Here is an 11838-nt window from a genome sequence, read left to right on the forward strand (position 1 = left end):
GGCCGGCTCCGATGCCCGAGGGGCGCGAGGGGCTGTGCGGGTGCGTCGTGGCCTGTCGCGCAGTTCCCCGCGCCCCTGGGTGCCTGCGGCTGACGGTCGCCTTGGACGGGCCGCCCGCCCCGGCTCCGATGCCCGCGAGGCGCAAGGGTCTGTGCGGGTGCGTCGTGGCTGGTCGCGCAGTTCCCCGCGCCCCTGGGTGCCTGCGGCTGACGGTCGCCTTGGACGGGCCGCCCGCCACGGCTCCGATGCACGCGAGGCGCAAGGGGCTGTGCGGGTGCGTCGTGGCTGGTCGCGCAGTTCCCCGCGCCCCTGGGGGTGCCTGCGGCTCGCCGCGCCCGCAACGGGCCGTCGGCCACCTAAAGGGGTGCGGGGAACTGGGCGACGTGCGCAGTACGCCCGCCGACGCCACTCCCCCGTTCGGCCCAATCCCCGTCCTCGCTCACCGTCGTTCTCGCGTCGGTGAGTTCCGCGCGATTTGTACCAACTCGTGTGCGGGCTGCGTGACATCCCCACCGAACGCGTCCAACTTTTGACCGTTCCGCGGGCGTCGTACGTCTACAACGCCGATCGCGGCCCACGGGCGGAACCGGAAGCGGAAGGGCTGTTCGTCCTGCCGTGTGCGGACAAGCCGGTACAAGTCGCCGAGAACACCCCCTCGGGCGCCTCCTCCCACTACACCGGGTACGGGGTGCGTGACGGACAGCCGTCCGGCTTCTGCGCCGATCACGCCTCCCCCGGCCGCCCGTTCCGGGGCAACGCCGCACACCTGCGGCAGCCGCGGGTAAAGCGATCGCCAAGACGGCGAACTTCCGTCCCGGGAAATGAGGCAATTGCCCGCTTGTAGGGAAGTGGAATGTGTCACCGCCGTCGCCCGATGCCGAACGGGGCGGATAGGGTGAGCGATCCGGTGCACCCAACCACGAGGTCCGTCCCTGGGGTCGTGCAGGTCGTGCACTGTGAGACCGAGACCGAAGCGCCTGAAGGGGGAGGGCGCGGCGTGGCCCCGACGGAGGATTCGAGCAACCGTGGACGCGCAAGGCCGTGGGCGGGCGGAGAACATCGATCCCGCAGACCAGTGGGTGCTCAATCCGAGCACCGGCGAATACGAACTGCGACTGACCCCTTCCGCACCGCAGTCGACGGTCGCGCCGCAGTCGGGGGTTCCGTCCCCCCGCAGACCCCGCACCGCGCAGGGGGGCCGCGCGGGCGGCGCCCCGGCATCCGACGCAGCGCGCGCCGCGGCACCGGACACCGCGGCGCGCTCCCGTACGCGCACACCGTCGGCGCCCGGGCGGGACACCCCCGAACATGACGTCCCGTCACCCCGCCGGCGCCGCGGCGCTCCCGAGCCGGCGGCGGCGGCTGGCCGGCGTGGGCGGCGCCCGGCGAAGAAGTCGAAGACGAAGAAGGCGCTGATGTGGACCGGCGGCACGATGGCGTTCGTGCTGGTCGCCGTCGGCACCGCGGGCTATCTCTTCATCAAGCACCTCGAGGGCAACGTCAGCACGACCGACGTCGGTGACGCCGGTTCGAAGGGCTTCAGCAAGGACGAGGCCTTCAACATCCTGATCATCGGCACGGACAAGCGCACCGGCGCCGGCAACGAGGGCTACGGCGACAAGGGCAGCGTCGGGCACGCCGACACCAACATCCTGCTGCACGTGGCCAAGGACCGCTCGAACGCGACCGCGATGAGCATCCCGCGCGACATGATCGTCGACGTCCCGGACTGCCCCACCAAGCAGGAGGACGGCTCCGAGAAGGTCGTCGGGGGCACCGACAACGTCCGCTTCAACACCAGCCTCGGTCAGGACGGCCGCGACCCCGGCTGCACCATGCGCACGGTGCAGGCGGTCACCGGTATCCACGTCGACCACTTCATGATGGCCGACTTCAACGCGGTCAAGACGCTGTCGAGCGCGGTCGACGGCGTCGACGTATGCCTCAAGCACGCCGTCGACGACCCGAAGTCGCACCTGAAGCTGTCCGCGGGCGAGCACAAGATCGCGGGCGAGCAGGCCCTCGCTTTCGTCCGCACCCGGCACGCTTTCGGCAACGCGGGCGACCTGGACCGCATCAAGGTGCAGCAGCAGTTCCTCGGCTCGCTGGTCCGCAAGATGTCCTCCAGCGACACGCTGACCAACCCGAGCAAGCTGTACAAGCTGGCGGACGCGGCGACCAAGGCGCTCACCGTGGACACCGGCATCGGTGACGTCTCCACCCTCAAGGACGTCGCCCTGGAGCTGAAGAAGGTCCCGCCGAAGAACATCACCTTCCTCACCCTGCCGGTGATCGACAACCCGGCCGAGAAGAAGGTGCACGCGACGGTCGTCCCGGACCCGAACAAGGCGCCGGCGGTCTTCGAGGCCATCAAGGGCGACGTCTCCTTCACGGCGGTGAAGCAGAAGGAGAAGGCCGCCAAGGACGCCGAGGCCGCCCGCCTCAAGGGCACGCAGGCGCCCGCCGACGAGGTGCGGGTGCGCATCCTCAACGGCGGTGCGAAGTCCGGCTCCGCCTCCGAGACGCTGAACTGGCTGCAGAACGACCAGGGCGTGCTGAAGTCGGAGAACGCGGGCAACGCGCCCGCCGCGGCGGACAAGACGACTCTGGAGTACGCCCCCGACCAGGCGGCCCAGGCTCGCAAGCTGGCCGCGCTGATGGGGCTGCCGGGCTCGGCGCTCAAGCCCGGCGAGAGCGTCACCAACGCGCAGGGTCTGCCCACGATGACACTGACCCTGGGCAAGGACTTCAAGGGGGCGGGGGTGTCCCTGACCGCACCGGCGAAGGCGCCGGAGGTGGACAACCAGTCCACGGCGGACAAGGTTCAGTGCGCGAGTTGAGCGCAGCAGGGCCACCGAACGGGCCTGTCGTACGTCTAACAGGGCGGGCGGCAGGCCCGTTCGACTGACCGGACGGGGTGACCAGGCCCGTTGGACGAGCGACGAGGGTGGGGAGGGCAGCTGTGGCGCGCAGCGGCGTCAGGGGGGAGGTGCCGGCGGTCGAGGACACGATGTCCCTGACACCGCGGGCCGGGGGCGCGGAGAGCGGCTCCGGCGGCGGCCACGGCACCGGGCGCAAACGGCCCAGACGGCGCGTGCTGCGCTGGTCGGCGACCGTGCTGGCGGTGGTGATACTGGGCACGGCCGGCGCCGGTTACCTCTACTACGAGCACCTCAACGGCAACCTCCGCAGCGGTGAGCGCGACAGCGGGGACTCCAAGGCCCGCAAGGCGGACCCGAACGCCGCGGGGCAGACTCCGCTGAACATCCTGCTGATCGGCTCCGACAGCCGTAACTCCGACGCGAACGTCGCGCTCGGCGGCAGCCGGGACAACCGCGGCAACCCGCCGCTGGGCGATGTGCAGATGCTGATCCATCTCTCTGCGGACCGGCAGAGCGCGTCCGTGGTGAGCATTCCGCGCGACACCCGGGTCCCGATCCCCAACTGCACCGATCCGAAGACCGGTCAGAGGTTCCCGGCGACGAACAAGATCATCAACGAGTCGCTGGCCCGCGGTGGCCCCGGCTGCACGCTCGCCACCTGGCAGAACCTCACCGGGGTCTACATCGACCACTGGATGATGATCGACTTCGCGGGTGTGGTGCGCATGGCGGACGCCATCGGCGGCGTCGAGGTGTGCGTCAACCAGAACGTGTGGGACCGCCCGCTGCCCGCCCAGAAGGGCGGCTCCGGGCTGAAGCTGACGGCCGGCCGGCACCCGGTGAAGGGCGTGCAGGCCCTGCAGTGGCTGCGCACCCGGCACGCCTGGGGCAGCGATCCGCTGCGCGCCCGCGCCCAGCACATGTACATGAACTCGATGATCCGCACGCTGCGGGGGCAGAACGTCTTCACCGACACCGGCCGGCTGATGGACCTGGCCGAGGCGGCGACCAAGTCGCTGCAGGTGTCGGAGGAGATCGGCACGGTCAAGAAGCTGTACGACCTCGGCATGCAGCTCAAGGCGGTGCCGCCGGACCGCATCACCATGACCACGCTGCCCACCGTGCAGGACTCGCAGAACTCCGAGCACCTGCTGCCGGCCGGGGACCGGGCGGAGAAGATCTGGCGGATGATCCGCGACGACGTGTCCTTCGACAAGAAGGGCCCGCAGAGCGGCGCGGGAAGGCCGGCGGCCCCGCAGAAGGCGTCCGCCGATCCGGCCGCGCCCAACGCGCAGATCGGGGTGGTCGTGCGCAACGGCACCCGGTCCGACGGGCAGAGCGCGGTCCGGGGCCGGGCGGGTACGATCGCGCAGGCGCTCGTGGACAAGGGCTTCGCCCGGGCGGCGAAGGACACCGCGCCGCCGGTCGCCGAGTCCGCCACCGTGGTCCGCTATCCGACCGCCGATCTGGAGGGCGACGCCCAGCAGGTGGCGAAGGCCCTGGGGATCCCGCTGAGCGCGGTGAAGAAGTCCACGGACGTGTCCGGGGTGACCGTCGTCGTCGGCGCGGACTGGCGCACCGGCACGACGTACCCGGTGCAGGCACCGCCGGCGGCCGGGGACCTGCCCGACGACGCGGACGCGCTGAGCGGCGCCGACAGCGGAAAGTGCATGGACGTGTACAAGCCGTACCGCTGGTAGCGCGCGGCCACGACGGTGTGCCGGCGGACGCCGGTGACACAAAGGGAACTCTTACCCGACTGCACGATGATGTCGCGGAAACCGGCCGAGGGGGGCCGGTCGGGTGCACGGCCCAGGGGCGGGGAGGACGGGGAAGTGACACAGAACGACGTGCGGGGGGACGGCACGCTCACGGACATACGCGAGCGCCGGCGGCCGGGCCCGGACGACGGCGCACGGGAACCGGACGGCGGAGGACCGGACGCGGACGACGGCGTACCGGAGGAGAGACACAGCGCCGTGCGTCCGCGTCGGCGGCGGCGCGTCCTGCGCTGGACCGCGTCGGCCCTCGCGCTGCTGCTGCTCTCCACGGCGGGCGCCGGCTACCTCTATTACCGGCACCTGAACGACAACATCAAGAAGGACGCCCTCAACCTGGGCGACGCCAAGGACCGGGCGAGCGTGCCGACGGCCAACGCGGCCGGGCAGAAGCCGCTGAACATCCTGCTGATCGGTTCCGACGCCCGGGACACCAAGGAGAACCAGGAACTCGGCGGCGCGAAGGAGACCTTCGGCGGTGTCCCGCTCGCCGACGTCCAGATGCTCGTCCACGTCTCCGCCGACCGCTCCAACATGTCGGTCGTCTCCATGCCGCGCGACACGCTGCTGCAGCTGCCCAAGTGCACCGACCCCGACACCGGCACGGTCTACCGGGCCACCACCGGCCGGGTGATGACGAACACCTCGCTCGGCCGCGGCGGACCGGGCTGCACGGTGGCGACCTGGGAGAAGCTCACCGACATCCACATCGACCACTTCATGATGATCGACTTCGCGGGTGTGGTGGCGATGGCGGACGCCGTCGGGGGCGTCCCGGTGTGCGTGGACGCCAACGTCTACTCCCACACCCCGGACGGCCACGGTTCCGGGCTGCGCCTCCCCGCGGGCACCACGCCGGTCAAGGGCGAGCAGGCCCTGCAGTGGCTGCGCACCCGTTACGGCTTCGAGGACGGCAGCGACCTGGCCCGCGCCAAGGCGCAGCACATGTACATGAACGCGATGGTGCGCCAGCTCCGGCGAAACGCCACCCTCGGCAACCCGGGCGCGCTGCGCGCCCTCGCCGAGGCGGCGACCCAGGCGATCACGGTCGACGACGGTCTGGGCACCGTCAAGAAGATGTACGACCTGGCGGTCGAGCTGCGGAAGGTGCCCACCGACCGCATCACCATGACGACGATGCCCAACCGCTACGTCGGCGCCCGGGTGGAGCCGACCTCGGACGCGGCGAAGCTGTTCCGCATGGTCCGCGACGACGTGGCCCTCGACGGCAAGGACCCGAAGAAGCCCGCCGCCGCGCCCAGTGCCGCGGTGACGGCGGACCAGGCGGCACCGGATGCCGAGATCGCCGTGCAGGTGCTGAACGGCACCCGCACCGACGAGCTCGGCCCGGCGCGCGGCCGGGCCTCCGACGTGGCGCGGCTGCTGAAGGACAAGGGCTTCACCGGCGCCCTCGCGGACCCCTCGTCGGCCACGTCGGAGGAGACCACGGTCGTCCGCTACCCGAGTGCCGATCTGGAGGGTGACGCCCGCCGGATCGCGCAGGTGCTGGGTCTGCCGGCGAGCGCGGTGCAGAAGTCCACCGACGTCTCGGGCATCACCCTCGTCGTGGGCGCGGACTGGCGCACGGGTACGGCGTACCGGGCACCGAAGGACGACGGGAAGGCACCCCGGTCGGCGCAGGCGATGAACGCCTCCGACGACAGCCAGTGCATGCACGTGAACCCGGCCTTCACCTGGTGAGAGGCCGGGTCCGGGCGGGCCGCCGGGTCAGGCCGTGCCGTGCGGCTGCCCGGCGGGGCGCTCGCCGCTGAGCACCGCCGGGCGGCGGGAGGCGATGACGCGCTTCGCCAGCGACTTCGGGCTGGTCAGAAAGCCCCAGCCCCACGACATGTGCATGGTGGCGAGCGCGAGGGGGATCTGGAGGCGCGCCTTGAGCGGCAGCCCCTTGCCGGCGGGCAGCGAACCCGCGGCGATCGCCGCGAGGTAGCCACCGGGCACGACGAGACCCCAGGGCGTCAGGGCCACTCCGACGACGATCCCGGCGGCGATGGCGCACACCGCCGTCGGCGGGGCCAGGTAGCGCAGGTTGATCGAGCCGGCGTGGTAGCGGGCGACGACGTGCCGCCAACGGCCGTAGTCCTTGTACTGCTTGGCGAGCGCGCGCACGCTCGGCCTCGGCCGGTACGACACCCTCAGCTCGGGCGAGAACCAGATCAGGCCGCCCGCCTCACGGATGCGGAAGTTCAGCTCCCAGTCCTGGGCGCGGATGAACTCCTCGTTGTAGCCGCCCTGTTGTTCCAGCGCCTCACGGCGGAAGACCCCGAGGTAGACGGTCTCGGCGGGGCCGGCCTCGCCTCCGGTGTGGAAGGCGGCGTTGCCGACGCCGATCTTCGAGGTCATCGCGGCGGCGACGGCGTGCTCCCAGTCGTTCTCGCCCTCGGCGTGCATAATGCCGCCGACGTTCTGCGCGCCGGTCTCCCGAAGCAGCCGCACGGCGGTGGCGATGTAGTTCGGCGAGAGCATGCCGTGCCCGTCGACGCGGACCACGATCGGATGCCGGGACGCCTTGATCGCCGCGTTGAGGGCGGCGGGCGTACGGCCCGTCGGGTTGGGCACGGTGTGCACGCGGGGGTCGTCGGCGACGAGCTCGGCCGCGATCTCGTCCGTGCGGTCCGTGGACGGACCGAGGGCGATCACGACCTCCATCTCGCCGGCGTACTCCTGCGCGAGGATCGCTTGGACGGCCCCGCGCAGATGCCGCTCCTCGTTGAGGACGGGCATGATCACGGACACGGCGGGGAGCTGCACGTCGGACTTGGCGTTCATCGGTGCTCACGTTACCGCGAACGGGGGACACCTTTGCGCGCCGCGTGAGCGGGTCACCGGGCTGCAGATCGTATGGACCTACCGTGCTCACGGATCCCGCGTACGGCCTCGTCCGGAGGTGTCCTTCTTGTCCACGCCGCCCCGCCCCGCCCCGTCCCGGCCCCAGCGCCGCCCGCAGCCGCCCCGCAGGCCCCGGCAGCCCGCCGGGCGCCGCAGGCCGCGCTGGGCCATGCGGGCGGTGACGACGCTGTCCGTCGTCGTCCTCGCCTCGGCGGGGATCGGGCACGCCGTGATCTCCAGCCTGGACGCGGACATCGCGCGGGTCGACCCCTTCAAGGACATGAAGAACCGGCCCCGCGCCGGCCACGGCATGAACGTGCTGCTCGTCGGCACCGACGGCCGCGACAAGATCACGCCGGAAGAGCGCAAGAAGTACCACCTCGGCGGCGCGCCCTGCCACTGCACGGACACCATCATGATCGTGCACATCTCGGAGGACCGGGACCGGGCCAGCGTCGTCAGCCTCCCCCGCGACTCCTACGCCGAGACGCCCGAGCACACCGACGCCACCACCGGTGAGCGGCACAGCGGCCACCCGATCAAGCTGAACGCGGCGTACGCGGAGGGCGGACCGCAGCTGACCGTGCGCACCGTCGAGCAGATGACCCATGTGAAGATCGACCACTATCTCGAGGTCGACTTCACCAGTTTCATGAAGACCGTCGACGAGCTGGGCGGGGTGCAGATCTGCACCGCCGAGCCGCTGAAGGACTCCTACACCGGGCTCGACCTGGCGGCCGGCACGCACACCCTCACCGGCGGCGAGGCCCTGCAGTACGTGCGCTCCCGGCACATCGACGGCGCCTCGGACCTCGGCCGGATGAAGCGCCAGCAGCGTTTCCTGGCCGCGCTGGTGGACCGGGCGACGTCGTCCGGGGTGCTGCTCAACCCGCTGAAGTTCCGTGACGTGACCCGGGCGGTGCTCGGCTCGGTCCGGGCGGACAAGGGCTTCGGCGCGGACGAGCTGCTGGACCTCGGCCGCGCGATGCGTACGTTCTCCCCCTCGTCCTCGGAGTTCACCACGGTCCCCGTCGGGCAGCTCGGCTACCAGGTCAAGGGCATCGGCTCGACGCTGAAGTGGGACGACGCGAAGGCGGCGAGGCTGTTCGAGGCGCTGCGCGAGGACAAGCCGCTCGCCGCGCAGCGGCCGCGCGGCGTGGCCCCGGTGGAGGTCGAGGTCGCCCCGCAGCAGATCCAGGTACAGGTGGAGAACGGCACCGCGACCTCCGGCCTCGGCCGCCGCGTCGACGCCGCCCTCGCGGCGGCCGGCTTCCGCACCACGGGCACGCCGGGCAACGCGGCCCCGCCCGGAAACGCGGCTCCGGCCGGCAGCGCGACCACTCCCCCGGCGCGCCGCACGGTCATCCTGTACGACCCGCGCTGGGACCGCTCCGCCCGGTCGCTGGCCGCCGCACTGCCCGGCAGCGAACTGCGCGCGGTGCCCGGCCGGGGCCCGCTGATGAAGGTGATCGCCGGCACCGACTTCCGCCAGGTCCGCAAGGTGCGCGCCGAGCAGCCGGGGCAGGCGGAGGCCTCCGTGGTGCGGGGCAACGAGGTCGGCTGCGCGTGAGCGGACGCCGCCGGGGCGCTTCGTCGTAGGGACGTCCGATGGACGCGGGGGCGGTGTGAGGCGTACCACGGAAGGGCACGCACGGGGCCCCGCCCCGGGGCCCCTCGCACCCCCAGGAGGAGCCATGACCGAGTCCGCAGCGGCCCCCATGAGCAAGGAGATGCAGGACTGCGTCGAGGCGTGCATGTCCTGCCACACCATGTGCGAGGAGACGATGAGCTCCTGCCTGCAGAGGGGCGGGCAGGCCCAGCTGCAGGTCATGCGGGCGCTCATGGACTGCTCGGAGATGACCCGGATGTGCGCCGACATGATGATGCGGCGCTCGCCGCTGTCGGCCGAGATGTGCGCGATGTGCGCCCGCGCGTGCGACATGTGCGCCGAGGCGTGTATGAGCATGCCGGACGACGCGCAGATGATGCGCTGCGCCGAGTCCTGCCGCCGCTGCGCCGGCATGTGCCGCACGATGGCCGGCGCCACGATGTGAACCCGCCCCCGACCGGCCACAGGGCACCCCCGCCGGGGGTGCCCTGCCGTGTACCGGGTGCCGTCAGTTGCCGGAGACGGTGACCTTCTCGTCGTTGTTCAGTTCGTCGACCAGGGTCTTCACCTTCGCCTTGTCCCAGACGAGGTTGCCGCCGCGGGAGCCGGAGATCGGCATGTTCATGGAGGTTCCGTCACCGCCGTTGACGCCCTTCATCGCGAAGAACATCGAGCCCAGGTCGTACAGGCCCATGTCCTTGTCGACGATCAGGGAGTCCAGTCCGGCGCCCATCGTGGGGTAGAACTTGAACGGGTTCATGATCGTCCCGGGCGTGGCCACCTGGTGGGCGAGGGCGGCGAGGAACTTCTGCTGGTTCTTCGTGCGCTCCAGGTCGGACGCGGCGAAGGCGTGCCGGGTGCGGACGAAGGCGAGGGCCTGCTCGCCGTTGAGGGTCTGCTTGCCCGCCTGGAAGTCGGCGCCCGAGTACTTGTCCTTGAACGGCTTGTCGATGGTGATCTCGACACCGCCCACCGCGTCGACGATGTTCGCGAAGCCGGCGAAGCCGATCTCCACGTAGTGGTCGATGTGCAGGCCGGTGTTGTACTCGACGGTGCGCACCAGCAGCTCGGGGCCGTCCTCGGCGTAGGCGGCGTTGAGCTTGGTGTGCCGGCCGGTGGCCGGGTAGGTCTTGCCGGACTGCGAGCCCTTGTACGAGGGGATCTCCACGTCGGAGTCACGGGGCAGCGAGATCAGCGTGTCACCGTTGCCGCCGACGTGCAGGATCATCATCGAGTCCGTGCGCTTGCCCTCGGCGGAGCCGGTGTGCAGCTTCTTCTTCTCGTCCTTGGACATGCCCTCACGGCTGTCCGAACCGACGATCAGGTAGTTCGTGCCCTCGCCGGACGAGGGCCGGTCGATGACCTTGGACAGGTCGACCTCACGGCGCAGCTTGGAGTCGGCCCAGAAGTAGGTGGCGACACCGGTGACCACGAGGACGGTCGCGAGCGTGATCGCGGTCCACTTGATCCGGCGGCGCCAGTTCGGCGCGGGACGCGGGCCGCGGCCGGAGGGGCCGGCCGGGCCGCGGCCTGCGGGGCCGCCGTAGACCTGGCCGGTGTTGTAACCGGAGTCGTACCCGTCGTCGTAGCCGCCGGGGGCTTCGCCGCCGTCCACGTACGACGGCTGCGGCGGCACCGCGCCGTACCGGGGCGCGGACGGGCCCGGGCGGGCGCCCGGCGCGGGCCGGCGCACCTGCCGCATGACGCGGGCACCCTCCGGCGTCGCGCCGGAGCTGCCGCGTCCGTAGCGGTTGCCGCGGTTGTCGTCGGACCATCCCTCGGGCCAGTCATTCATGCGCCCCAGTGTGCCGGTCCGGGCGGTGTGCCTTACAAGGGCCGTCGGTAAATAAGGTCAGCGCTGTTGCGAAGCTGACACAAATTCCCCTGTTGTCAGCTCGGCATAAGGTGGACGGCATGACAGACCAGGCCCCCGCCGCAGAAACGGACACTCCGGAGATCCCGGGCAAGCCGACATCGGCGTCCCGCACCACGCTGAGCCACATCATGACCCACAACGACACCAATCTGCTGGGTACGGTGCACGGTGGCGTGATCATGAAACTGGTCGACGACGCCGCGGGCGCGGTCGCCGGCCGGCACTCGGGCGGACCCGCGGTCACCGCGTCCATGGACGAGATGGCGTTCCTGGAGCCGGTCCGGGTCGGGGACCTGGTGCATGTGAAGGCGCAGGTCAACTGGACCGGCCGGACCTCGATGGAGGTCGGCGTCCGCGTCCTGGCCGAACGCTGGAACGAGTCCACGCCGCCCACCCAGGTCGGCTCCGCCTACCTGGTCTTCGCCGCGGTCGACGCCGACGGCAAGCCGCGCTCGGTGCCGCCGGTGATTCCGGAGACGGAGCGGGACGAGCGGCGCTACCAGGAGGCGCAGATCCGCCGCACGCATCGACTGGCACGACGCCGGGCGATCATGGATCTTCGGGAGCGGCGGGCGGCGGAGGGGTTCGAGGACTGAGGTTGCCTGGCGGCGGCCTGTGCGGGTGCCTGCGGCGCGGGTGCCTGCGGCGCCTGGTCGTGGTTTGTCTGCGGGTTTCGTTGTGGCTGGTCGCGCCGTTCCCCGCGCCCCTTTCTTTGCCTGCGGCGGCCCGTTGCGGTCCGGTGGCCGGTTGCGGTCTCGCCTGCGGTTCGTTGTGGGGCGGGGCCGGGGTGGGGGGTGTCCGTCCTCGGTCCGGCCGGCCGTCACTCGATACGGCGCCCACCGCCGG

Annotated in this window: 8 protein-coding genes; 6 read left to right on the plus strand and 2 right to left on the minus strand. The window is 71.4% G+C overall.

Going from position 1 to position 11838, the window contains the following annotated elements:
- Positions 1-1025: 1025 nt before the first annotated feature.
- The 3 genes from AB0E88_RS35310 (at position 1026) to AB0E88_RS35320 (ending at position 6361) form a co-directional block, all read left to right on the plus strand.
- Positions 1026-2840 (plus strand): LCP family protein, encoded by a 1815-nt coding sequence (locus AB0E88_RS35310; RefSeq protein WP_361639186.1) that lies wholly within the window; start codon positions 1026-1028, stop codon positions 2838-2840.
- A gap of 170 nt (positions 2841-3010) precedes the next feature.
- Positions 3011-4582, plus strand: a complete 1572-nt coding sequence (locus AB0E88_RS35315) for an LCP family protein (protein WP_361639189.1) — start codon at positions 3011-3013, stop codon at positions 4580-4582.
- 69 nt (positions 4583-4651) lie between these two features.
- On the plus strand, positions 4652-6361 hold the full coding sequence (locus AB0E88_RS35320; protein WP_361639204.1) for an LCP family protein: 1710 nt from the start codon (positions 4652-4654) through the stop codon (positions 6359-6361).
- Between the two features lie 27 nt (positions 6362-6388).
- Here the strand turns inward: AB0E88_RS35320 and AB0E88_RS35325 are convergent, their stop codons facing one another.
- Positions 6389-7447, minus strand: coding sequence for a glycosyltransferase family 2 protein (locus AB0E88_RS35325; RefSeq protein WP_361639192.1), 1059 nt, complete (start codon positions 7445-7447; stop codon positions 6389-6391).
- Between the two features lie 229 nt (positions 7448-7676).
- Here AB0E88_RS35325 and AB0E88_RS35330 point away from each other — a divergent pair, with 229 nt between their 5' ends.
- Positions 7677-9077, plus strand: coding sequence for an LCP family protein (locus AB0E88_RS35330; protein WP_361639207.1), 1401 nt, complete (start codon positions 7677-7679; stop codon positions 9075-9077).
- Between the two features lie 124 nt (positions 9078-9201).
- Positions 9202-9561 (plus strand): four-helix bundle copper-binding protein, encoded by a 360-nt coding sequence (locus AB0E88_RS35335; RefSeq protein WP_361639195.1) that lies wholly within the window; start codon positions 9202-9204, stop codon positions 9559-9561.
- 63 nt (positions 9562-9624) lie between these two features.
- Here the strand turns inward: AB0E88_RS35335 and AB0E88_RS35340 are convergent, their stop codons facing one another.
- Positions 9625-10911, minus strand: coding sequence for an LCP family protein (locus tag AB0E88_RS35340; RefSeq protein ID WP_361639198.1), 1287 nt, complete (start codon positions 10909-10911; stop codon positions 9625-9627).
- A gap of 119 nt (positions 10912-11030) precedes the next feature.
- On the opposite strand from AB0E88_RS35340, the gene AB0E88_RS35345 reads away from it, so the two are divergent.
- Positions 11031-11588 (plus strand): acyl-CoA thioesterase, encoded by a 558-nt coding sequence (locus AB0E88_RS35345; RefSeq protein WP_361639201.1) that lies wholly within the window; start codon positions 11031-11033, stop codon positions 11586-11588.
- The last annotated feature ends 250 nt before the right edge of the window (positions 11589-11838 follow it).

It is taken from the genome of Streptomyces sp. NPDC028635, from assembly GCF_040637635.1.
GTDB lineage: Bacteria > Actinomycetota > Actinomycetes > Streptomycetales > Streptomycetaceae > Streptomyces.

What these genes read in the sequence shown, in the direction of transcription:
- AB0E88_RS35315 (WP_361639189.1), top strand. Translation starts at nt 3,011, where the DNA reads ATGTCCCTGACACCGCGGGCCGGGGGCGCGGAGAGCGGCTCCGGCGGC.
- AB0E88_RS35320 (WP_361639204.1), top strand. Translation starts at nt 4,652, where the DNA reads ATGTCGCGGAAACCGGCCGAGGGGGGCCGGTCGGGTGCACGGCCCAGG.
- AB0E88_RS35325 (WP_361639192.1), bottom strand. Translation starts at nt 7,447, where the DNA reads ATGAACGCCAAGTCCGACGTGCAGCTCCCCGCCGTGTCCGTGATCATG.
- AB0E88_RS35330 (WP_361639207.1), top strand. Translation starts at nt 7,677, where the DNA reads ATGCGGGCGGTGACGACGCTGTCCGTCGTCGTCCTCGCCTCGGCGGGG.
- AB0E88_RS35335 (WP_361639195.1), top strand. Translation starts at nt 9,202, where the DNA reads ATGACCGAGTCCGCAGCGGCCCCCATGAGCAAGGAGATGCAGGACTGC.
- AB0E88_RS35340 (WP_361639198.1), bottom strand. Translation starts at nt 10,911, where the DNA reads ATGAATGACTGGCCCGAGGGATGGTCCGACGACAACCGCGGCAACCGC.
- AB0E88_RS35345 (WP_361639201.1), top strand. Translation starts at nt 11,031, where the DNA reads ATGACAGACCAGGCCCCCGCCGCAGAAACGGACACTCCGGAGATCCCG.